Annotated in this window: 23 protein-coding genes; 18 read left to right on the plus strand and 5 right to left on the minus strand. The window is 65.2% G+C overall.

The genetic code is table 11. The features are described 5' to 3' along the window. Nucleotides 1-41: 41 nt before the first annotated feature. From purB to gap, 4 genes are all read left to right on the plus strand, one after another. Nucleotides 42-1,355, plus strand: a complete 1,314-nt coding sequence (gene purB, locus IE00_RS10045) for an adenylosuccinate lyase (RefSeq protein ID WP_072296980.1) — start codon at nucleotides 42-44, stop codon at nucleotides 1,353-1,355. 79 nt (nucleotides 1,356-1,434) lie between these two features. Next, the gene (locus IE00_RS10050) at nucleotides 1,435-2,445 is read left to right on the plus strand and encodes a FliG C-terminal domain-containing protein (RefSeq protein ID WP_170864122.1); all 1,011 of its coding nucleotides are present in this window, start codon (nucleotides 1,435-1,437) and stop codon (nucleotides 2,443-2,445) included. A gap of 65 nt (nucleotides 2,446-2,510) precedes the next feature. Next, complete coding sequence (locus IE00_RS20110; protein ID WP_170864123.1) at nucleotides 2,511-2,654, plus strand: hypothetical protein; 144 nt, start codon at nucleotides 2,511-2,513, stop codon at nucleotides 2,652-2,654. Between the two features lie 88 nt (nucleotides 2,655-2,742). Beyond that, the gene (gene gap / locus IE00_RS10060; RefSeq protein ID WP_072296982.1) at nucleotides 2,743-3,744 is read left to right on the plus strand and encodes a type I glyceraldehyde-3-phosphate dehydrogenase; all 1,002 of its coding nucleotides are present in this window, start codon (nucleotides 2,743-2,745) and stop codon (nucleotides 3,742-3,744) included. A 51-nt stretch (nucleotides 3,745-3,795) separates the two neighbouring features. Here the strand turns inward: gap and IE00_RS10065 are convergent, their stop codons facing one another. Beyond that, complete coding sequence (locus IE00_RS10065; protein WP_072296983.1) at nucleotides 3,796-4,548, minus strand: SDR family oxidoreductase; 753 nt, start codon at nucleotides 4,546-4,548, stop codon at nucleotides 3,796-3,798. A gap of 60 nt (nucleotides 4,549-4,608) precedes the next feature. Next, a complete protein-coding gene (locus IE00_RS10070) occupies nucleotides 4,609-4,923 on the minus strand; it encodes an antibiotic ABC transporter (protein ID WP_240493847.1) in 315 nt (104 codons plus the stop codon). A gap of 157 nt (nucleotides 4,924-5,080) precedes the next feature. Here IE00_RS10070 and pyrC point away from each other — a divergent pair, with 157 nt between their 5' ends. The 9 genes from pyrC to IE00_RS10115 all read left to right on the plus strand — a co-directional run bounded on the left by pyrC (nucleotide 5,081) and on the right by IE00_RS10115 (nucleotide 14,782). Further along, on the plus strand, nucleotides 5,081-6,124 hold the full coding sequence (gene pyrC, locus IE00_RS10075) for a dihydroorotase (protein ID WP_072296984.1): 1,044 nt from the start codon (nucleotides 5,081-5,083) through the stop codon (nucleotides 6,122-6,124). Continuing rightward, nucleotides 6,121-6,792: an orotate phosphoribosyltransferase gene (locus IE00_RS10080; RefSeq protein ID WP_072296985.1), complete on the plus strand. Its 672-nt coding sequence runs from the start codon at nucleotides 6,121-6,123 to the stop codon at nucleotides 6,790-6,792. Before pyrC ends, IE00_RS10080 begins: the two co-directional genes overlap by 4 nt. Before the next feature lie 121 nt (nucleotides 6,793-6,913). Beyond that, nucleotides 6,914-8,401: a replicative DNA helicase gene (locus IE00_RS10085; protein WP_072297087.1), complete on the plus strand. Its 1,488-nt coding sequence runs from the start codon at nucleotides 6,914-6,916 to the stop codon at nucleotides 8,399-8,401. A gap of 72 nt (nucleotides 8,402-8,473) precedes the next feature. Next, a complete protein-coding gene (gene msrA / locus IE00_RS10090) occupies nucleotides 8,474-9,121 on the plus strand; it encodes a peptide-methionine (S)-S-oxide reductase MsrA (protein ID WP_072296986.1) in 648 nt (215 codons plus the stop codon). Between the two features lie 64 nt (nucleotides 9,122-9,185). Next, nucleotides 9,186-10,382 carry a multidrug effflux MFS transporter gene (locus IE00_RS10095; RefSeq protein WP_072296987.1) on the plus strand — a complete coding sequence of 399 codons (1,197 nt, stop codon included), beginning with the start codon at nucleotides 9,186-9,188 and terminating at the stop codon, nucleotides 10,380-10,382. Nucleotides 10,383-10,452: 70 nt separating this feature from the next. After that, nucleotides 10,453-11,850: a short-chain fatty acyl-CoA regulator family protein gene (locus IE00_RS10100; protein WP_072296988.1), complete on the plus strand. Its 1,398-nt coding sequence runs from the start codon at nucleotides 10,453-10,455 to the stop codon at nucleotides 11,848-11,850. A gap of 187 nt (nucleotides 11,851-12,037) precedes the next feature. After that, complete coding sequence (locus IE00_RS10105) at nucleotides 12,038-13,333, plus strand: M23 family metallopeptidase (protein ID WP_072296989.1); 1,296 nt, start codon at nucleotides 12,038-12,040, stop codon at nucleotides 13,331-13,333. Next, nucleotides 13,323-13,823 carry a polymer-forming cytoskeletal protein gene (locus tag IE00_RS10110; protein WP_072296990.1) on the plus strand — a complete coding sequence of 167 codons (501 nt, stop codon included), beginning with the start codon at nucleotides 13,323-13,325 and terminating at the stop codon, nucleotides 13,821-13,823. The genes IE00_RS10105 and IE00_RS10110 overlap by 11 nt, the downstream gene beginning before the upstream one ends. Nucleotides 13,824-13,939: 116 nt before the next feature. After that, nucleotides 13,940-14,782 (plus strand): fumarylacetoacetate hydrolase family protein, encoded by an 843-nt coding sequence (locus IE00_RS10115; RefSeq protein WP_072296991.1) that lies wholly within the window; start codon nucleotides 13,940-13,942, stop codon nucleotides 14,780-14,782. Here IE00_RS10115 and coaD read toward each other — a convergent pair. The 3 genes from coaD to IE00_RS10130 all read right to left on the minus strand — a co-directional run bounded on the left by coaD (nucleotide 14,779) and on the right by IE00_RS10130 (nucleotide 16,794). Next, a complete protein-coding gene (coaD, locus tag IE00_RS10120; protein WP_072296992.1) occupies nucleotides 14,779-15,276 on the minus strand; it encodes a pantetheine-phosphate adenylyltransferase in 498 nt (165 codons plus the stop codon). The two genes, IE00_RS10115 and coaD, sit on opposite strands and share 4 nt — an antisense overlap. Before the next feature lie 88 nt (nucleotides 15,277-15,364). Next, nucleotides 15,365-15,826 carry a CBS domain-containing protein gene (locus tag IE00_RS10125; RefSeq protein ID WP_072296993.1) on the minus strand — a complete coding sequence of 154 codons (462 nt, stop codon included), beginning with the start codon at nucleotides 15,824-15,826 and terminating at the stop codon, nucleotides 15,365-15,367. A 56-nt stretch (nucleotides 15,827-15,882) separates the two neighbouring features. Next, a complete protein-coding gene (locus IE00_RS10130; RefSeq protein WP_072296994.1) occupies nucleotides 15,883-16,794 on the minus strand; it encodes a LysR family transcriptional regulator in 912 nt (303 codons plus the stop codon). A 102-nt stretch (nucleotides 16,795-16,896) separates the two neighbouring features. Here IE00_RS10130 and IE00_RS10135 point away from each other — a divergent pair, with 102 nt between their 5' ends. The 5 genes from IE00_RS10135 to mmsB all read left to right on the plus strand — a co-directional run bounded on the left by IE00_RS10135 (nucleotide 16,897) and on the right by mmsB (nucleotide 22,725). After that, a complete protein-coding gene (locus IE00_RS10135) occupies nucleotides 16,897-18,396 on the plus strand; it encodes a CoA-acylating methylmalonate-semialdehyde dehydrogenase (RefSeq protein ID WP_072296995.1) in 1,500 nt (499 codons plus the stop codon). Nucleotides 18,397-18,490: 94 nt separating this feature from the next. After that, nucleotides 18,491-19,621, plus strand: a complete 1,131-nt coding sequence (locus IE00_RS10140) for a carboxylate-amine ligase (protein ID WP_072296996.1) — start codon at nucleotides 18,491-18,493, stop codon at nucleotides 19,619-19,621. Between the two features lie 80 nt (nucleotides 19,622-19,701). Beyond that, complete coding sequence (locus IE00_RS10145; RefSeq protein WP_072296997.1) at nucleotides 19,702-20,847, plus strand: acyl-CoA dehydrogenase family protein; 1,146 nt, start codon at nucleotides 19,702-19,704, stop codon at nucleotides 20,845-20,847. Nucleotides 20,848-20,851: 4 nt separating this feature from the next. After that, nucleotides 20,852-21,859 (plus strand): enoyl-CoA hydratase/isomerase family protein, encoded by a 1,008-nt coding sequence (locus IE00_RS10150; RefSeq protein ID WP_072296998.1) that lies wholly within the window; start codon nucleotides 20,852-20,854, stop codon nucleotides 21,857-21,859. Further along, a complete protein-coding gene (gene mmsB, locus IE00_RS10155) occupies nucleotides 21,856-22,725 on the plus strand; it encodes a 3-hydroxyisobutyrate dehydrogenase (RefSeq protein ID WP_072296999.1) in 870 nt (289 codons plus the stop codon). Before IE00_RS10150 ends, mmsB begins: the two co-directional genes overlap by 4 nt. Nucleotides 22,726-22,738: the final 13 nt, after the last annotated feature.

The raw sequence follows: 22,738 nt of genomic DNA on the forward strand, positions 1-22,738 counted from the left end.
GCACGTCGAGGCTATGCCCACGACAACCGAAAGGAGCCCCCATGATCCCGCGTTATTCCCGCCCCGAAATGGTCGCCATCTGGTCCCCCGAAACCAAGTTCCGCATCTGGTACGAGATCGAGGCCCATGCCTGCGATGCCCAAGCCGATCTGGGCGTGATCCCGCGCGAAAACGCGGATGCGGTGTGGAAGGCCAAGGATGTCGAATTCGACGTCGCCCGCATCGATGAGATCGAAGCCGTCACCAAGCATGACGTCATCGCCTTCCTGACCCATCTGGCCGAACATGTGGGCAGCGACCAGGCGCGTTTCGTGCACCAGGGCATGACCAGCAGCGATGTGCTGGACACGACGCTGAACGTCCAGCTGGTGCGCGCCGCCGACATCCTGCTGGCCGACATGGACAAGCTGCTGGAGGCGCTGAAGCGCCGCGCCTATGAACACAAGGACACGGTCCGCATCGGCCGCAGCCATGGCATCCATGCCGAACCGACCACGATGGGCCTGACCTTCGCGCGCTTCTATGCCGAAATGGCCCGGGGCCGCGCCCGCCTGCTGGCCGCGCGCGATGAAATCGCGACCGGCGCGATCAGCGGCGCCGTCGGCACCTTCGCCAATATCGACCCCGCGGTCGAGGAGCATGTCTGCGCGAAACTGGGCCTGCGCCCCGAACCCATCAGCACCCAGGTCATTCCGCGCGACCGCCACGCGATGTTCTTTGCCGTGCTGGGCGTCATCGCCAGCAGCATCGAGAACGTCGCCATCGAGATCCGCCACATGCAGCGGACCGAGGTTCTGGAAGCCGAGGAATTCTTCAGCGCCGGCCAGAAGGGATCGTCCGCGATGCCCCACAAGCGCAACCCGGTGCTGACGGAAAACCTGACCGGTCTGGCGCGCCTGATCCGCATGGCCGTCATCCCCGCGATGGAGAACGTGGCGCTGTGGCATGAACGCGACATCAGCCATTCCTCGGTCGAACGCGGCATCGCCCCCGATGCGACCATCACGCTGGATTTCGCGCTGAACCGTCTGGCGGGCGTCGTCGACAAGCTGGTCATCTATCCCGAAAACATGCTGCGCAACATGAACCAGTTCAAGGGGTTGGTCATGTCGCAGCGGGTGCTGCTGGCCCTGACGCAAGCCGGTGTCAGCCGCGAGGACAGCTATCGCCTGGTTCAGCGCAACGCGATGAAGGTCTGGGAAAAGGGCGCCGACTTCAAGACCGAGCTGCTGGGTGATGCCGAAGTCACCGCCGCCCTGTCGCCCGCCCAGATCGAGGAGAAGTTCGACCTTGGCTATCACACCAAGCATGTCGACACGATCTTCAAGCGGGTTTTCGAACAGGCGCCCCTGTAAAAGCGCCCGCCTGATAACCTTGCGTTAGGGTTGTTCTGCCAATGTGGCGGTCAGGATGATGACCACCATGGGGGCAGTGATGACGACGCAGATCGGGCTTAGCCAGAGGCAGAAGGCGGCGGTTATCGTGCGCCTTCTGCTGGACGACGATCAGGTCGCGGGGCTGGACCGGCTGAACAGCGACGCGCAGACGCTTCTGGCGCAGGAAATGGCCGGGATGCAGCTGATCGACCGGCAGACGCGCGATGCCGTGATCACCGAATTCTGCGACCGGCTTGAATCGGTGGGCGTCACCTTCCCGGGCGACATGGACGGCACGCTGGCAATGCTGGGCGCACGCATTTCCGATGCCAGCAGCGACCGGGTGCGCCAGGCGGATGCCATTTCGGGGCGTGGTGACCCGTGGGGGCGCATCTGCGCGCTGCCCAATGACGTGCTGATCAAGCTGGCCCAGGCGGAATCTGTCGAACTGGTTGCCCTGATGATGTCCAAGCTGCCGGTCGAAGCGGCCTCGGCCACCTTTCTGGCCTTGTCGCGGGACCGGGCGCGGTCCGTGGCCCAGGCCATGTCGATGACGGCCGCGGTCACGCCTGATGCGCTGAAACGCGTGGGGCTGGTTTTGTTGCAGGCCGCCGACGCCCTGCCCAAACCCGCCATCGCCACGCCAGCCGCCGACCGCATGGGCGCCATCCTGAACTTTGCCACCGCCGATCTGCGCGATGACGTGCTGCAGGTGCTGGAGGAACGCGACACGAGCTTTGCCGAAGGGGTGCGCAAGGCGATCTTCATCTTTGGCCATATCCCCACCCGCGTCGAACCGCGCGAGGTGCCGCGCATCGTGCGCGATGTCGATCAGGCGGCCCTGATCCGGGCGCTGGCGGCAACCGAACCCGCCGATCAGGCGGCGGCGGAGTTCATCCTGTCGAACCTGTCGCAGCGCATGGCCGACGGCCTGCGCGAGGAACGCGAGGCGCTTGGCAAGCCCCGCGCCAAGGATGTCGAAGACGCCAAGACCGAAGTCGTCGCCACCATCCGCCGCCTGCAGGAGGAGGGCCAGATCACGCTGCGCATGCCGCAGGACGATGAATAGGACGGCGTGAAAGCGTCTTGCCCCCGAAGGCGCGCCGCGTGATAAACCACCGATCGGAGGCGCAGATGACCAATCAAATCGCAATCGCCCTGCTGCTGCTGATCGCCGCCGCCTTTCTTGTCGATCAGGTCTGGCTGGGGGGTGATCTGCCGCTGTTCGTCGGCAAGACGATGGATCGGTTCATCGAATATTGCGCCTTCTGGCGCTAGGTCGTCATCTGCGCCATTGTCGCGTTTGCATCAGGGTTGCCGTCACGTTAGAGGATGTGCAACCGTCACCTGCTCAAGAGGGGTACCCATGGCAGTCAAGGTCGCCATCAATGGCTTCGGCCGTATCGGTCGCAACGTCCTGCGCGCAATCATCGAATCGGGACGCACCGATATCGAGGTTGTCGCCATCAACGATCTGGGCCCGGTCGAAACGAACGCCCACCTGCTGCGCTATGACAGCGTGCATGGCCGCTTTCCGGCAACGGTCACCGTGGATGGTTCCTCGATCGACGTGGGCCGCGGCCCGATCAAGGTGACCGCCATCCGCAACCCGGCCGAACTGCCTTGGGGCGATGTCGATGTGATCATGGAATGCACCGGCATCTTCACCTCGAAGGAAAAGGTCCAGCCGCACCTGCAGACCGGTGCCAAGCGCGTCCTGATCTCGGCACCCGGCGAAAATGCCGACAAGACCATCGTCTTCGGCGTCAACGACGACACGCTGACCGCCGACGACATCGTCGTCTCGAACGCCAGCTGCACCACCAACTGCCTGTCTCCGGTGGTCAAGGTCCTGAACGACACGATCGGCATCGATCGCGGTTTCATGACCACCATCCACAGCTATACCGGCGACCAGCCGACGCTGGACACGATGCACAAGGACCTGTACCGCGCCCGCGCCGCGGCGCTGTCGATGATCCCGACCTCGACCGGGGCCGCCAAGGCCGTGGGCCTGGTGCTGCCGGAGCTGAAGGGCAAGCTGGACGGCGTCGCCATCCGCGTGCCGACGCCGAACGTTTCCGTCGTCGACCTGACCTTCGAAGCCAGCCGCGACACCACCGTCGAAGAAATCAACGCCGCCATCAAGGCCGCGGCCGACGGTCCGCTGAAGGGCATTCTGGGCTATACCGAAGAGCCGCTGGTGTCGTCCGACTTCAACCATGACCCGCATTCGTCGATCTTCCACATGGATCAGACCAAGGTCATGGAAGGCCGAATGGTCCGCATCCTGACCTGGTACGACAATGAATGGGGCTTCTCGAACCGCATGTCCGACACCGCGGTCGCGATGGGCAAGCTGATTTGAACGATCCCAATCTGACGGCGAAAGGGCGACGGGTTCAACCCGCCGCCCTTTTCATTCGGCATAGATCATTTTGACGCTCATGCCGCCATCGACCACGAAATCCTGCCCCGTGATGAAGCCGGCTTCGTCCGAGGCAAGCCAGGCGACCAATGCCGCCACGTCCGCCGGTCTGCCCACCCGCCCTGCCGGATGCTGCGCCATGTCGGTATGCGAATGTTCGGGGCATTTGCGGTTCGCGCGCTTTTGCCATGGCGCGGTTTCAATCCAGCCGGGCAGGATGCAATTGGCGCGAATATCGGGACCCAGGCTGACCGACAGCGCCCGGGTGAACGCCGTCAGCGCCCCCTTGGCGGCGGAATAGGCCTCGGTCTGCGGTTCGGACTGCTGGGCGCGGGTCGATGACATCATCACGATGCAGCCCCCCGCCTTGCGCAGCAGCGGCACGGCGGCGCGCGTGCACAGAAATGCCCCCGTCACATGGCTGTCCTGCCAACGCCGCCAATCAACCAGTGACAAGTTCTCGATGGGTCCGCCGACAGGGTCGGCTATGCCGGCGTTGCAGACCAGCAGGTCCAGACCCTGACCGTCCAGCCAATCCTGCATCTGATCAAACGCCGACGCGACCTGACTTTCGTCGCCGACATCGGCTGACAGGGTCAGGATGTGGCTGTCTTCCTCGGCCAGTTCGGACAGGGCCTGTCCGTCCAGATCCATCGCCGCGACGCGCCAGCCGTCCTGGCGCAACCTTGCGACGATGCCTTTGCCGATGCCCTGCGCACCGCCCGTGATCAATGCCGTCTTCATCCCGCCCCCCTTTGGTTCGTTGTCATCAAGACAACCATGGGGGGCGAAGACCGTTCCCCCTCAGTCCTTCTTGGCGGTCAGGCGGCGGCTGTTGGCGCGGGTGCGCTTGCCATAGGGGCGAAGCGCGGCCGACATCATGCGTTCGGGGCTGGCACCGATCATGCCCGCCTTGGCGACGGCGAACATCGCCTCGGACGCGGCGGCCTGCTTTTCGGCGATCATGCGGAAATTCTCGCCCGGGGCCTGGGGCATCAGCCCCATCATGCCAGCCATCCGCATGCCGATGATCAGCTGGGATTCGATCGCCATGCGGGAAAACTGGGTGACAAGGCGCATTTGCGCGGCTGGCAGCACCATGGGCATCATCATGTTCATGTACGGATCTTTCTGTGTTGCGACGGCACCGGCGGGATCGGATGACCCAGGGTGCCTGCTCAGATCGTCATGGGCAACCGCGACCAAGGGCGCAAGGTTCCAAGAAACATGCAGCTGACGCTTGGCAAGACGCCATGACAATGTAAAAGGCACATCCATGACACAGACGCTGACGCTTCGCCGCCCCGACGACTGGCACCTGCATCTGCGCGATGGCGCGATGCTGAAGGCCGTGGCCCCCCATTCCGCAGGCTTCGGCCGCGCGATCATCATGCCGAACCTGGTGCCCCCGGTGGTGACGGGCGCGCAGGCCGCGGCCTATCGCGACCGGATCATGGCGGCCCTGCCCGCGGGCGCGGCGTTGCAGCCGCAGATGACGCTGTATCTGACCGATGCGACCGATCCTGCCGATGTCGTTGCCGCCTTCCAGGCCGGCATCATCCGCGCGGTCAAGCTGTATCCCGCCGGTGCCACGACCAATTCCGACAGCGGCGTGACCGACATGGACCGCGTCCGCCCGGTGCTGGAGGCGATGGCCGAACATGGCATCACCCTGTGCGTCCACGGAGAGGTCACCGACGCGGCCGTCGACATCTTCGACCGCGAGGCCGTGTTCATTGACCGCGTGCTGGATCCGATCCGCCGCAAGGTGCCGGGGCTGCGGGTGGTGATGGAGCATATCACCACCTCGGACGGGGTGGATTACGCGCGTTCGGGCGGGGATGATCTGGCCGCGACGATCACGACGCACCATCTGGTCATCAACCGCAACGCCATTCTGGCAGGCGGCATCCGGCCACATTACTATTGCCTGCCTGTGGCCAAGCGCGAAAGCCACCGTCTGGCGCTGCGCCAGGCCGCCACCAGCGGCGAGGGTCGTTTTTTCCTGGGCACCGACAGCGCGCCCCATCCCGACAGGGCCAAGCTGCAGCCCTGCGGCTGCGCGGGTTGCTTCACCGCACCGAACACCATGTCGATCTTGGCGCAGGTCTTCCAAGATGAAGACGCGCTGGACCGGCTGGAGGCCTTCACCAGCCTGAACGGGGCGGCCTTCTATCGCATGGCGCCGTCCGAGGATCGCATCACGCTGGTGCGCCGCGACACGCCCGCCCCCTATCCCGCCACCATTTCCGCCGGGGACGAGGTCGTGACCGTCTTCGACCCCGGCTTCCCCCTCTTTTGGCACCCGGAGACCGCATGAGCCTGACTTTCCCCACGCGCGACGAGATCGCCCGCCTGACCGCCCGGATGCTGCTGGAAATCAAGGCCGTCGACTTCAATGCCGAAACGCCCTTCACCTATGCGTCCGGCCTGAAGGGGCCGACCTATGTCGATTGCCGCCGCATCATCAGCTTTCCGCGCGTCCGCGCCACGTTGATGGATTTCATGGCCGCCACCGTCATGCGCGACGCGGGCTTCGAGGCTTTTGACAATGTTGCGGGCGGTGAAACCGCGGGCATCCCCTTCGGTGCCATGGTGGCCGAACGCCTGTCGCTGCCCATGACCTATGTGCGAAAGAAGCCCAAGGGCTATGGCCGCAACGCCCGCATCGAAGGCGTGATGACCGAAGGCCAGCGCGTGCTGCTGGTCGAGGATCTGACCACCGATGGCGGGTCCAAGCTGTCCTTCGTGGATGCGATCCGCGAAACCGGCGCGACCTGCGCGCATACGGCGGTGATCTTCTATTACGGCATCTTCCCGGAAACCACGCAACGCCTGGCCGATCACGGGGTGCAGCTGCATCACCTGTGCACCTGGTGGGACGTGCTGGCCGAAGCCCGCGAACAGCAATCCTTCGACGAGGCCACCCTGGCCGAGGTCCAGACCTTCCTGACCAATCCCCGTCAATGGCAGGAAGCGAACGCCTGAGGGCCCATTTGTCCACAGGCTATCCACAGAACCATCAACCGGAATTTTTGCGGGGGTCGTGTCATCGGCCCCCGTCTTGCGTTAGACTCGCAGCTTCGAACATCAGGAAGGCGGCATGGACATGACCGGACTACGCGTCATCACCCCGGGTCAGGACAGCGACGAGGGCGAAAAGACATCGATCCCCTATTCGCTCGAGGCGGAGCAGCAGCTGCTGGGCGCGCTGCTGACCAATAACGACGTGTTCGACCGGGTCAGCCAGATCATCAAGGGCGACCATTTCTATCACCCCGTCCATGCCCGCATCTTCGACATCTGCGGCGAACGCATCCGCAAGAACGCCTTGGCCAGCCCCGTCACCATCAAGGCCTTTCTGGAAAACGACGAGGGCCTGAAGGAACTGGGCGGCCCGGCCTATCTGGCGCGCATGGCCAGCGCCGCGATCAGCGCCTATGCCGCGCGCGACTACGCCCAGATGATCCGCGAATTCGCCCTGCGCCGCGAACTGATGCAGTTGGGCCAGGACATCACCGCCCGCGCCTCCATGGTCGAGGTCGGCGACGAGGCCGAGGAACAGATCAAGGCCGCCGAACAGACGCTCTACAAGCTGGGTGAACAGGGCGTCGCGGAACGCGGCTTCCAAAGCTTCCTCAAGGCCGTCACCGGTGCCGTGCAGGTCGCCAACGCCGCCTATCAGCGCGACGGGAAACTGTCGGGCATCTCGACCGGGCTGGTCGATCTGGACGGCAAGATGGGCGGTCTGAACAATTCGGACCTGATCATCCTGGCGGGCCGCCCGTCGATGGGCAAGACATCGCTGGCCACGAACATCGCCTTCAACATCGCCAAGGCCCACAAGATGGGCGAAAAGCCCGACGGCACCCATGGCACGGTCGAAGGCGGGGTCGTGGGCTTTTTCAGCCTGGAGATGTCGGCCGAACAGCTGGCCGCACGCATCCTCTCCGAGGCCGCCGAGGTACCAAGCGAACGCATCCGTTCAGGCAACATGGACGAGGCCGAGTTCCGGCGTTTCGTCGAGGCGGCCCATGCGCTGCAGAACTGCCCGCTGTTCATCGACGACACGCCCGCCTTGCCCATCAACCAGCTGGCCGCCCGCGCCCGCAAGCTGAAGCGGACGCATGGGCTGGACGTCCTGATGGTCGACTATCTTCAGCTGCTGAAGGCCGCATCGGCCAAGGACAGCCGCGTGAACGAGGTGTCGGAAATCACCCAAGGGCTGAAGGCCGTCGCCAAGGAACTGAATATCCCCGTCATCGCCCTGTCGCAGCTGTCGCGCCAGGTCGAAAACCGCGAGGACAAGCGTCCGCAGCTGAGCGACCTTCGCGAATCCGGTTCGATCGAACAGGACGCCGACATCGTGATGTTCGTCTTCCGCGAGGAATATTACAAAGAACGCGAAAAGCCCTCGGATGCCGATCTGGACGCGATGGCCAAGTGGCAGCAGATCATGGAAAACGTCCATGGCAAAGCCGAGGTCATTCTGGGCAAGCAGCGCCACGGTCCCATCGGCACGGTCGAACTGTCCTTCGAAGGCCAGTTCACCCGCTTTGGCAACCTGGCCCGCGACCGCCAGACACAGTGGGATTGACCGCCATCACGCGCGCTTGACTTGATCGACAGGCCCCCTGCCCGCACGATGGCGGGAACCACAGGAGGCCCCATGACCCATTCCCTTCGCCTTGCGCTGGCGGCGTCCGCCGCCCTTGGTTTCGCCGCCGGCCCCGCGCTCAGCCAGGCGCAGGAAACCGCCATCGTGGCGGGGGGCTGCTTCTGGTGCGTCGAGGCCGATTTCGAAAAGATGGCCGGCGTCGCCGAGGTCTATTCCGGCTTTACCGGCGGCGCCGTGGCCAATCCCAGCTATGAACAGGTGACCGACGGCGGCACCGGCCATTACGAAGCCGCCCGCATTATCTATGACCCCGCCAAGGTCAGCTATGACCAGCTGATGTATGCGTTCTTCCGATCGGTGAACCCCACCGATCCCGGCGGGCAGTTCTGCGACAGGGGCGACAGCTATCGCACCGCCATCTTCGTGCGCAATGCCGCCGAACGCCGTTCGGCCGAACGCGCCAAGGCGCAGGCGGCCGCCGATCTGGGCCAGAAGATCGTGACCCCGATCCTGGATGCCGGGCCCTTCTATGACGCCGATGCCTATCACCAGGATTACTACAAGCAGGGCGACCTGATCCTGACGCGCTTCGGCCCCCGGTCCAAGGCCTCGGCCTACAAGCTCTATCGCGAGTCCTGCGGGCGCGATCAGCGGGTCAGGGACCTGTGGGGGAATGCCGCACCTTTCGTCGATCACTAGTCTTGCACGATCTGCATATTCGGTGGAAGCTGTCGCGCCCGCACCGGAGCGACCAGGAAAGCCGATGTCACGAACGCGAACCGCCCCCCACCTGCTGACCCTTGTCGTCCTGTCGGGCGTCTCGGCACTGTCGATGAACGTCTTCCTGCCGTCCCTGCCCGGCATGGCACGGGATTTCGACGTGGATTACGGGGTCATGCAGCTGTCGGTCTCGGCCTATATCGGGGCCAGCGCGGTGCTGCAGCTGCTGGGCGGGCCGATCAGCGACCGCTTCGGGCGCAGGCCGGTGGTGCTGTGGTCGCTGGTGCTGTTCCTGCTGGCCACGATCGGCACCATGCTGGCGGGCGACATCACCACCTTCCTGATCTTTCGGCTGCTGCAATCGGTCATCACCGTCTGCATGCTGGTGCCCCGCGCGGTGGTGCGCGATCTGTATGACGGGGATCGGGCGGCCTCGATGCTGGGCTATGTCACCATGGGCATGGCGGTCGTGCCGATGATGGCCCCGGTCTTCGGCGGCGTCCTGGACGAACTGTTCGGCTGGCAGGCCAATTTCGCCGTGATGGGGCTGCTGGCGCTGATCGTCCTGGCCATCGCCTGGCGCGACATGGGCGAAACGGTCCGCGACGGCGGCATGTCGCTGCGCCGGCAGATGGCGAATTACCCGATCCTGTTTCGATCGCACCGGTTCTGGGGCTATTGCCTCGCGGCGACGCTGTCCTCGGGGGCGTTCTTCGCCTATCTGGGCGGGGCGCCGTTCGTGGGCGACCAGGTCTTCGGGCTGACGCCGGCACAGGTGGGATATTGGTTCGCCGCGCCCAGCATCGGCTATATCACCGGCAACTTCATCTCGGCCCGCAATTCGACCCGGCTGGGGCTGAACCGGATGATCCTGATCGGCGCGATCACCTGCCTTGTCGCGCTGACCGTGGGCCTGCTGGCCGATCTGGCGGGCCATGTGCGTCCGCTGATCTTCTTCGGGGCCATCGCCACGATGGGCCTTGGCAACGGCATGGTCCTGCCCAATGCCAATGCCGGGATGATGAGCATCCGCCCCGAACTGGCCGGAACCGCGTCGGGACTGGGGGGCGCGCTGGCCGTGGCGGGGGGGGCGGCGCTCTCGGCGCTGGCCGGGGCGCTGCTGCAACCGGGCAGCGGGGCGACGCCCCTGCTGACGATCATGTGCTGTTCGGCCTTCGGATCGCTTCTGGCCATAGCCTGGGTCTTTCACCGCGAACGCCGCATCATGCAGCCCGCCTGACCCCGCCACGGGGGACTTGCCGCGGCGCCTTTGCAAAGGCTAACACTGGCTTTGCAACGGTGGGGACAGCATGGCCACGCAAAAGATCTATGCCGGCAGCGCGCTACGCGAAACGCGCGCCCGTGCCGGCCTGACCCAGAAGCGCTTTGCCGAGACGCTTGGCGTCTCGCTGCCCTATCTGTCCCAGATGGAGAACAACCACAGGCCGATCTCGGCGGGGGCGCTGCTGCGGCTGGCGCAGGAATTCGGCATGGACCTGACGACGCTGGCGGCAGGCGACGCCGAACGCATGGTCATCGACATGCAGGAAGCGCTGGCCGATCCGCTGTTCGACGCCACGCCACCCCTGGCCGATCTGCGGCTGGCCGCAACGAATGCGCCGGTGCTGGCGCGCGCCTTCCTGGACCTTTATCGCGCGCATCGGCAGGGACAGGAACGGCTGGCGGCGATGGATCAGGCGATTGGGGCCGACGGCCGCAACAGCCTGTCCACACCGTGGGAGGAGGTCCGCGACTTCTTCCATTACTGCGACAACTATATCGATGCCGTGGACCGCGCCGCCGAACATTTCGCCTGTCCCGATGGCGTGCGACAGGACCCCTGGCAGCTGGCCGTCACGGCCTTGGCCAAGCGCAACATTCAGGTCCAACTGGCTGAAATGCCCGCCAATTCCGTCTTTCGCAGGCAGGGCGACCAGATCCTGGTGAATGCCGCATCCGAACCCGCGACCCGCCTGTTCCAGCTGTTGCACCTGGTGGCCCTGGAACGCCAGAACGACCTTCTGGAGGCGACGCTGGACCTGGCCCGTTTCCGCAGCGAGACAGCCCGCGAAATCGCGCGGGTCGGCATGGCCAATTACTTCGCGGGGGCCGCGCTGATGCCTTATCGCGCCTTCATGGCCGCCGCCAAGGCCGAGCGTCACGACCTGGAACGCCTGTCCCACCTGTTCGGCGGGTCGCTGGAGCAGGTGGCCCATCGGCTGTCGACGCTGCAGCGTCCCGGCGCCAAGGGGGTGCCCTTCTTCTTTGTCCGCGTCGATCAGGCCGGCACCATCACCAAGCGCCATTCCGCGACCCGCCTGCAATTCGCCCGCTTCGGCGGGGCCTGCCCCTTGTGGAACGTGCATCAGGCGTTCGAACAGCCGGGCCGCTTTCTGCGCCAGCTGGCCGAGACGCCGGACGGGGTCCGCTATCTGCTGCTGTCGCGCGATGTGTCGAAACATGCCGGCGCCTTCAACGCGCCCGTGCGCCGTTTCGCCATCGGTCTGGGATGCGAGGTCACCCAGGCCGAGGGGATGGTCTATGCCGACGGGCTGGACCTGACCAAGCCGCGGGTCTTCGATCCGATCGGCATTTCGTGCCGCATCTGTCCCCGCCGCGATTGTCATCAGCGTTCCGTGCCGCCGATGGACCGCCCCCTGCGCATCCCGGCCGATCGCGACGGACCGCTGCCCTATGAAATAGCGTGAAGAATCAATAGCCCCCGTGGGTTTTGGGCAATTTACCGCCGACAGCAGCAGAGATCCGCCAATTCAGGGAACCCAAGGGCGCGACCCTGTTGCCAAGAAGGCACAGGTACTGTTTACCCGACGCTGAACGGAACCGACGCGTCAGATGCTTCATCGAAGGCGCGCATTCGAGGGACAGTGTCAGACAATGGCAGTTATGGATCGACTGAACGCGTCGCTGGAAAAATGGCTGCCCGAGCAGCGTCTGTTCCTGCGGTCCGATGACACCACGCGTTTCGTCCGCCTGCGCCCCGTGACCCAGCTTGTCGGCATCAGCGGCATCACCGTGGTCTTCGGCTGGACGCTGGTCGCCAGTTCCTTCCTGGTGATCGATGCGGTCAGTTCGGGCAATTCGCGCGACCAGATGCTGCGCGCGCAATCGGCCTTCGAGGAGCGTCTGGACCAGTTGTCCGCCGAGCGCGACGCCCGCGCCGCCGAGGCGCTGGCCGCGCAGAACCGTTTCACGGTCGCGCTGGACCAGGTCTCGAAGATGCAAAGCCAGCTGCTGACATCCGAACAGCAGCGCCGCGAGGTCGAGACCGGGCTTGATGCCGTCCAGACCACGCTGCGCGACGCGATCAGCGAACGCGACGAGGCCAAGGCCATCGTCACCGCCGAGGCGAACGACCAGGCCGCACCGGATCGCAGTGGCGAATTCTCGGTCGCGCTGGACATTCTGTCGAACGAATTGCGCAGCGCCGCCGACCAGCGCGCCTCGGCCGAACTGGAAGCCGCCGAGGCCCAGCTGACCGCGCATGAACTGGCCGTCGAACGCGACCAGATCCTGGCCCGCAACGACGAGATCCTGGCCCAGCTGGAGGACGCCGTTTCCGTGTCGGTCAAGCCGCTGGACGATGTCTTCCGGTCGGTGGGCATGAACCCCGACGACGTTCTGAACACAATTCGCCGCGGCTATTCCGGTCAGGGCGGCCCGCTGACGCCGATGTCCTATTCGACCCGCGGCAACGCGGCGCTGAGCCAGGGGGAAACCAAGGCCCGGCAGATCATCGTCACGCTGGACCAGATGAACACCTATCGCATCGCGATCGAAAAGCTGCCGTTGGCCATGCCCGTGCGCGACAGCTTCCGCTATACCTCGGGCTTCGGGCGACGGTGGGGCCGGATGCATGAAGGCATCGACATGGCGGGCCCCGTGGGCACGCCCATCTATGCCACGGGCGACGGCGTCGTGATCCAGGCCGGTCGTGCCAGCGGTTACGGCAACCTGATCAAGATCCAGCACGAACTGGGCACCGAAACCCGCTATGGCCACCTGAACCGCATCCGCGTCAAGGTCGGCGATAAGGTGTCGCAAGGCGACCTCATCGGTGATATGGGAAATACTGGACGTTCGACCGGCCCGCATCTTCATTACGAAGTGCGCATGAAAGGTCGTGCCGTGGACCCGATGAGCTTCATCAAGGCAGCAGACAATGTTTTCTAAGACCCGCGTAACCGAAAATACCCGCCCGCAGCAATCGTCGGGCCCGCAGCCCACCCCCGAGGCTGCAGCACCCGCCGCGCCCGAACGCAGCCCCGAGGCCGCTGCCGCCCCGGCAGCTGCCCCCCGCGCGCGCACGACGCCCTCGGTCCTGTCATCGGACCTGACCGTCGTCGGCAACATCAAGACCCAGGGCGACATCCAGATCGAGGGCACGGTCGAAGGCGACATCCGCGCCCATCAGCTGACGGTCGGCGAATCCGCCACCATCAAGGGCGAGATCGTGGGCGACGACGTCATCGTGCATGGTCGCGTCATCGGTCGCGTTCGCGGCCTGAAGGTGCGTCTGACCGCCTCGGCCCGCGTCGAGGGCGACATCATCCACAAGACCATCGCGATCGAATCGGGCGCCCATTTCGAAGGGTCGGTCCAGCGACAGGAAGACCCGCTGGCCAATGGCGGCACCAAGAAGCTGGCCCCGCCGGCCGAGTGATTGCCCCGACATGACCATCAAGGCCCGCTTCGGCGGGTCTTTTTCATGCGCTATTCCACATTGCGCCCCGTGGTGCCACAGTCCCGTCACAACGCGAACAATGGGGGGACGATCACATGAAACTGCTGCGTTACGGGCCAGGCGGGGCCGAAAAGCCGGGAATGCTGGACGATGCGGGAAGGGTCCGCGACCTGTCGGGCCATGTCGACGATATTTCGGGGTCCGTTCTGACGGCGGCGTCGCTGCAGCGGTTGCGCGATCTGGACCCTGCCAGCCTGCCGTTGGTCGATGGGCAGGACCTGCGCATGGGTGCCTGCGTGGCGGGCGTGGGCAAGTTCATCGCCATCGGGCTGAACTATGCCGATCACGCCGCCGAATCCGGGATGGAGGTGCCCTCGGAACCCATCGTCTTCACCAAGTGGAACAGCTGCATCGCCGGCCCCGATGACGACCTGCATTTGCCCAAAGGCTCGCAGCATACCGATTGGGAGGTCGAGCTGGGCGTCGTCATCGGCGATGCGGGCCGCGACATCCGGGTGGAAGACGCGCTGGACCATGTCGCCGGCTATTGCGTGGTCAACGACATCAGCGAACGCGATTGGCAGATCAACCACGGCCCGACCTGGGACAAGGGCAAGGGCTATGACGGCTTTGGCCCCATCGGCCCCTGGATGGTCACCCGCGACGAGGTCCCCGACCCGCAGGCCCTGCGCCTTTGGCTGGAAATCGACGGCGCCATGCAGCAGGACGGCAATACCCGCACCATGGTCTTCGGCGTGGCCGAGCTGGTCGCCTATTGCTCGCGCCTGGCGACGCTGCATCCGGGCGACATCATCACCACGGGAACGCCGCCGGGCGTCGGGATGGGGCAGAAGCCGCCCGTCTATCTGCGCGACGGGCAGGTCATGCGTCTGGGGATCGAAGGCTTGGGTGAACAGCGCCAGCGGGTTCGCGGCTAACCCTGGTCAAACCGCGCCATCAGCGCCTGACAGACCGGCGGCGTGACGAATTTCGACACGTCGCCGCCAAGCCGGGCAATCTCCTTGACCAGTTTCGAGGCGATCGCCTGCCTGCGGGCATCGGCCATCAGGAAGACGGTCTCGATTTCATGGTCCAGGGCACGGTTCATGCCGACCATCTGGAATTCATATTCGAAATCGGCCACCGCGCGCAGCCCGCGCACGATCATGGTCGCGCCGACATCGCGGGCGCAATCGATCAGCAGGTTCTCGAACGGATGCACGATGATTTCGCCGCCCGTCTTGGCGGCGATGGCATCGCATTCCGCCTGCACCATCGCGACCCGTTCCTCCAGGTTGAACAGCGGCCCCTTGTCACGGTTGATGGCGACGCCGATCACAAGGCGGTCGACCATCACCATGGCACGTTGCATGATGTCGATATGACCCAATGTGATCGGATCGAAAGTGCCGGGATAGAGGCCGATGCGCATGAGGCTGACGTCCTGTTTCAAGGTATCGGCCTTCAGGCAAACCGCATTTGCCCCCGGATTGCAAGTTCGTGATGCCGGGGGCGTTGCGTCAGCTGCCCATGATCATCCCGGTCAGCGCGTCCTTTTCGGCCGCCAGTTCCTTCAGGCGGCCGCTGACCGCATCCCCGATGGACACCACGCCCAGCATGTCGCCATCGGCATCGACCACCGGCATGTGACGGAAGCGGCCCTCGCTCATCCTTTGCAGGACGGCCATGCCTTCGTCGCCCGGCTTGCAGGTCTGGACGGCCTTGGTCATCACCCCGCTGATGGGGGTGGACAGCACCGAGGGGCCGTGCTTGCCCAATTGCCGCACGATGTCGCGTTCCGACAGGATGCCTTCGGGCGTTCGCCCGTTCGATGACACGACGACGGCCCCGATCCGCTGTTCGGCCAGCAGGGTGGCAGCCTCGGCCAGGGTGGCATCGGGCTTGATCGTCACGATCAACCCGGCTTCGATCCACGGCTTGTCCGTATCCGATTTCATCGACAGCAGTTGCTTGACCAGCATCAGACGCCCCCTTTTCGGCTTGGTTATCCTTATCAAAATCGCACAATCGCCCCGCGTCAAGTGGGACCATCGCCGCCGGCGGTCAACTGCCCTTCCAGGCGCGCAACCTCGGCCCGCAGGCCCGCTGCCAACGCCTCGGCCAGAAGGGTCAGGCGACGCGAGGCGCGGTCATCGGCGTGGCGGATCAGCCAGAAGCTGCGGCGCAGGCTGATGTGTCCCGTCAGCACCCGCGTCACGCCCGGCGCGAAGGGGATGGCGAAATCATGCACGATCCCCAGCCCCGCCCCCGCCCTGACCGCCTGCATCTGCACCGCGACCGAGTTCGAGCTGATCTGCGCCGTCTCAAGCCCCGTCGCGGAGAGGTAGTCCAGTTCGCGATCGAAGATCATGTCGGGGATATAGCTGATGATCCGGTGGCCGCGCAGATCCTGAAGCGTGCGCACCGGGGCGTGGCGGTCCAGATAATCGCGATGGGCGGCCAGGTGCAGATGGTAATCGGTCAGCCGCTGCACGACCAGACGGCCGGTATCGGGGGGTGACACGGCGATGGCCATGTCGGCCTCTCGCTTTGTCAGGTTCACCACGCGCGGCAGGGCCACGATCTGGATCTCCAGCCCCGGATGGGCGTCGCAGAGATCGCGCGCCACCTGCGGCAGCAGGTAATTTGCACAACCGTCGGGCGCACCGATGCGCAGCTGCCCGGTCAGACCCGCGTCGCGGCGCACGCCCTCGACCGCGGCGGCGGCGGCCTGTTCGGCGGCCTCGGCGGGGGCGATCAGGCGCGCGCCTTCGGCGGTCAGGGCGTAACCTTGGGGCGTCTTCAGGAACAGCGCCGCGCCCACCGCCGCCTCCAGCCGCGCGATGCGGCGCCCGACGGTCGATGCATCCATGGCCAGCCGCCGCCCCGCCGAGGATAGGCTTTCCGTCCGCGCCACGGCCAGAAATATCCGCAGATCATCCCAATCCATGCCGATACCTTTGCAAAAACGCAAAACCCTTTTGCCACCATTCCCCTTTATCCGGCATTTCCGCAAGGCTATCGTCCCCGCAACATCAGACAGGAGGACAGCATGAAAGAGATTCATCACTGGATCGACGGCAAGGAAACCAAGGGCGGCTCGGGCCGCTTTTCCGACGTCTTCAACCCCGCCACCGGCGAGGTTCAGGCCCGCCTGTCGCTGGCCACCAAGGCCGAGCTGGACGACGCCGTCGCAAGCGCCGCCAAGGCGCAGGTCGCATGGGGTGCCACCAACCCGCAGCGCCGCGCCCGCGTGATGATGAAATTCGTCGACCTGATCAACCGCGACATGGACAAGCTGGCCGAGGCCTTGTCGGCCGAACACGGCAAGACCTTCCCCGACGCCAAGGGCGACGTCCAGCGCGGCCTGGAAGTGATCGAATTCTGCATCGGCGCGCCGCATCTGCTGAAGGGCGATTTCACCGACAGCGCCGGCCCCGGCATCGACATGTATTCCATGCGTCAGCCGCTTGGCGTCGTGGCGGGCATCACGCCCTTCAACTTTCCCGCCATGATCCCGCTGTGGAAGATGGGTCCGGCGCTGGTCTGCGGCAACGCGATGATCCTGAAGCCGTCCGAACGCGACCCGTCGGTGCCGCTGATGCTGGCCAAGCTGCTGCAGGAGGCGGGCCTGCCCGACGGCGTCCTGCAGGTCGTCAACGGCGACAAGGAAACCGTCGACGCGATCCTGGACAACGAGACCATCCAGGCCGTGGGCTTTGTCGGATCGACCCCGATCGCGCAATACATCTATGAACGCGCCTCGGCCAACGGCAAGCGCGCGCAGTGCTTTGGCGGCGCCAAGAACCACATGATCATCATGCCCGACGCCGATCTGGATCAGGCCGCCGACGCGCTGATCGGGGCCGGTTACGGCGCGGCGGGCGAACGCTGCATGGCAATCTCGGTCGCGGTGCCGGTGGGTGAAAAGACCGCCGATGCGCTGATCGAAAAGCTGGTCCCGCGCATCGAGAAGCTGAAGGTCGGTCCCTGGACCGCGGGCGACGATGTCGATTACGGCCCGGTCGTCACCAAGGCCGCCAAGGAAAACATCCTGCGGCTGGTCCAATCCGGCGTCGATCAGGGTGCCGAGCTGGTCGTCGATGGCCGCGATTTCAGCCTGCAGGGATACGAGGACGGCTTCTTCGTCGGCCCGCACCTGTTCGACCGCGTCACCCCCGACATGGACATCTACACCCAGGAGATCTTCGGCCCCGTCCTGTCGACCGTCCGCGCCGGCAGCTATGAAGAGGCGATCAAGCTGGCCATGGACCACGAATACGGCAATGGCACGGCCATCTATACCCGCGACGGCGACACGGCCCGCGATTTCGCCAGCCGCATCAATATCGGCATGGTCGGCATCAACGTCCCGATCCCGGTTCCGCTGGCCTATCACACCTTCGGCGGCTGGAAGAAATCCGGCTTTGGCGACCTGAACCAGCACGGCCCGGACGCGTTCCGCTTTTACACGCGCACCAAGACCGTGACCGCACGCTGGCCCTCGGGCATCAAGGAAGGCGGAGAGTTCAACTTCAAGGCCATGGACTGATCCGCGGCCCGATCCGAACGATCCGGATGGACCGGGGGCACGCACCCCCGGTCCGTTGCGACCACGGGCTTTTCTACGAACGGAAAACCGCCCCATGACCACCGAACCCGACTTTACCCTGGGCATCGAGGAAGAATATCTTCTGGTCGATGCCGATAGCGGCGACCTGGCCCCTGCCCCGCAGGCCCTGATGGACGCCTGCACCGCCGATCTGGGCGATCAGGTCAGCCCGGAGTTCCTGCGCTGCCAGATCGAGATCGGGACGCCCGTCTGCGCCACCGTGTCTGATGCGCGCGACCACCTGCGCCGCCTGCGCGCCAGCGTGGCCCGTCACGCCGCCGATCACGGGCTGGCACCGATCTCGGCCTCCTGCCATCCGCTTGCCGATTGGCGCGATCAGGACCACACCGACAAGGACCGCTACAACCAGCTGTCGCGCGACCTGGGCGGCGTGGCGCAGCGGATGGTGATCTGCGGGATGCATGTCCATGTGGGCATTCCCGACAAGGCGCAGCGCATCGACCTGATGAACCAGCTGTCCTATTTCCTGCCGCATCTGCTGGCGCTGTCGGCCTCCAGCCCGTTCTGGCAGGGGCAGGATACGGGGCTGGCATCCTATCGCACGACGGTTTTCGGGGGGATGCCGCGCACCGGCCTGCCGCCGCTGATGCGCAGCTGGGACGAATATGAACGCTCGATCGCGGCACTGACCGACCTTGGCGTGATCGAGGACAGCAGCAAGATCTGGTGGGACCTGCGCCCCAGCAACAAGTTCCCGACGCTGGAAACCCGCATCTGCGACGCATGCCCCCGGATCGATGATGCCGTGACGCTGGCAGCCCTGATCCAGGCGACGCTGCGAATGCTGTGGCGGCTGTCGCGCAGCAACATCCGCTGGCGGGAATACGACAATTTCCTGCTGGGCGAAAACCGCTGGCGGGCCATGCGCTATGGCACGTCCGAGGGGCTGATCGATTTCGGCGCCCGTCAGATCGTCCCCTTCGAAACGATCGCCGAGGATTGGCTGGCCCTGATCGCGCAGGATGCCGACGCGCTGGACAGCCAGCCCCAGGTGGCCCGGCTGCGCGACATGGTGGCCAAGGGCACGGCGGCACAGGCACAGCGCGATGTCGCCGCCCGCGCCCGCAACGCCGGTGCCACCCCGTCCGAAACGATGCGAGCCGTCACCCGCCACCTGATGGATCAGTTCACATGCGACCTGTGACCGCCGGGCCTTGCAATATTCTGGCAACATCTGGCAATTAAACATTCGTTCAATTCAGCACATCTGGGGAGGGATGCCGCATGGATTTCGCTTTGACCGAGGAACAGCAGGCCATCTTCGACATGGCACGGGATTTCGGCCAATCCCGGATCGCCCCCTTTGCCCGCGAATGGGAGGCCCAAGGGACCATTCCCCGCGACCTGTGGGCCGATGTCGCCGAACTGGGCCTGGGGGGGCTCTATGTGTCGGACGATCATGGCGGGACGGGCCTGTCGCGCCTGGACGGGACACTGGTCTTCGAGGCGCTGTCTATGGCCTGCCCTTCGGTTGCCTCGTTCCTGTCGATCCACAACATGTGCGGCGGCATGATCGACAAGTTTGGCAGCGATGAGGCCAAGAGCCGCTGGCTGCCGGACCTTTGTGCGATGAAGCGGATCTTCAGCTATTGCCTGACCGAACCGGGCAGCGGATCAGATGCGGCAGCCCTGCGCACGACGGCCAAGGCAGCCGATGATGGCTGGGTGCTGAACGGCACCAAGGCCTTCATCTCTGGCGGCGGCTATTCCGACGTCTATATCGCCATGGTCCGCACCGGCGACAGCGGACCCAAGGGGATCAGCACGGTCCTGGTTGAAAACGGCACGCCCGGCCTTTCCTTCGGGGCATTGGAAGACAAGATGGGCTGGCGGTCCCAGCCCACCGCGCAGGTCCAGTTCGACGATTGTGCCATCCCGGCCGACAACCTGCTGGGTCAGGAAGGGCGCGGCTTCAGCTATGCCATGGCGGGTCTGGACGGGGGGCGCCTGAACATCGCGGCGGCGGCCCTGGGCGGTGCTCAATCGGCGCTGGACGCGACGCTAGCCTATATGGGCGAACGCCACGCCTTCGGCAAATCGCTGGACCAGTTCCAGGCCCTGCAATTCCGGCTGGCGGAAATGGAGACCGCCCTGCAATCCAGCCGCATCTTCCTGCGCCAGGCCGCATGGAAGCTGGATCACGGCACGCCTGACGCCAGCAAATTCTGCGCCATGGCCAAGCTGCACGTGACCGACCGCGCATTCGAGGTGGCCAACCAGTGCCTGCAACTGCATGGTGGCTATGGTTATCTGGCCGACTACGGGATCGAGAAGATCGTTCGCGACCTGCGCGTGCATCAGATCCTGGAGGGCACGAACGAGATCATGCGCCTGATCATCTCTCGGGCGCTGCTGGCCGAACGGGGGTAAGGCTTTGGAAGACCTGAACATTCGCATCCAAGGGCGCGCGGGGCGCATCACCCTGACGCGGGAAAGGGCGCTGAACGCGCTGAACCATGACATGGCGCTGGCGGTGCTTGCCGCGCTGAGCGACTGGCGCGACGATCCGTCGGTCGATCTGGTCATCATGGACGCTGCCGGCGACCGGGCCTTTTGCGCGGGGGGCGACATCGCCGCAGTCTATCACGCCGGACGGGCGGGAGATCATCAGGTCGGGCGCAATTTCTTTCGCGACGAATACCTGATGAACGCGGCCATCGCGGATTTTCCCAAGCCGGTGGTGGCCTTCATGCAGGGCTTCGTCATGGGCGGCGGCGTGGGCTTGGGCGGGCATGCCAGCCACCGCATCGTCGGGGACACGACCCGCATCGCCATGCCCGAAAGCGGCATCGGGCTGATCCCGGATGTCGGCGGCACCTGGCTCTTGGGTCGCGCGCCGGGGCGGATCGGCGAATATCTGGCGCTGACGGGGGCGCGGATGGGTCCGGGCGATGCCATCCACGCGGGCTTTGCCGACACCTATCTGCCCGAAGCCGAATGGCCCGACCTGATCGCAGCGCTGGAGGACACCGGCGACATTCATCGGATCAAGGGCGCAAAGCCCCCTGCGGCCCCGTTGGCCGATCGCGATCTGTCCGCCTTTGGCGGGCGTCATGTCGCCGATATCCTGAATGCCGTCACGGCGGCGGGCGACGATGAGAGCCTGAAGGCGATGCGGCGCAACTCGCCCCTGTCGATGGCTGCGGGGCTTGCCATGGTGCGGGCGGCACGGGGTGATCGGCGCATCCAGGAATCGCTTGGCCGGGAATACCGCTTCACCGCCCGCGCGACCGAAAGCACCGATTTTCTGGAGGGCATACGTGCCCAGATCATCGACAAGGACCGCAGCCCGAAATGGGCCGCAGACGCATCGCCGGGGGCCGTGCAGGCCCTGCTTGCCCCCTTGGGCGGCAACGACATGACATGGGAGAATGCTGAATGAAGATCGGTTTCATCGGATTGGGCAACATGGGCGCGCCCATGGCCGCAAACCTGGCCAAGGCCGGCCATCAGGTGACGGGCTTTGACACCGCAGCCCCCATGCCGTCAGGCGTCACGGCCGCAGACAGCGCCCAAGCCGCAGCCCAAGGCGCCGAAGTCGTCATCACCATGCTGCCCAACGGACAGATCCTGCGGGCCGTGGCCGACAGCGTCATCCCCGTCATGCAGGCCGGTGCGGTGCTTTGCGATTGTTCCACCGTCGACGTGGACAGCGCCAGGGCGGTGGCCGAACAGGCGCGCGCAGCCGGACTGGCCGCATTGGATGCGCCGGTCTCGGGCGGCATCGGCGGTGCGCAGAACGGCACGCTGACCTTCATGGTGGGCGGCGAACAGACCGCCTTCGACACGGTCGAACCGCTGCTGGCGATCATGGGCCAGAAAACCGTCCACTGCGGCGACAGCGGCGCGGGCCAATCCGCCAAGATCTGCAACAACATGATCCTGGGCGTCACGATGATCGCCACCTGCGAGGCCTTTGCCCTTGCCGACAAGCTGGGCCTTGATCGCGGCAAGATGTTCGACGTCGTCTCGACCAGCTCGGGCAGCAGCTGGTCGATGAACAGCTATTGCCCCGCGCCGGGGATCGGGCCGAACTCGCCTGCCGACAACGATTACAAGCCCGGCTTTGCCGCCGAACTGATGCTGAAGGATCTGAACCTGTCCCAGCAGGCTGCCACATCCGCCGATGCCGACACTCCGATGGGCCAGCTGGCCCAACAGCTCTATCAGCGGTTTGTCGAGGATGAGGACGGCCGCGGCCGTGACTTTTCTGCCATGTTGCCCAGATTCACGTCCCGAGGGCGCTGAATCCGGCATTTGC

The sequence above is a fragment of the Paracoccus sp. SM22M-07 genome, from assembly GCF_001887735.1.
Taxonomy (GTDB): Bacteria; Pseudomonadota; Alphaproteobacteria; order Rhodobacterales; family Rhodobacteraceae; genus Paracoccus.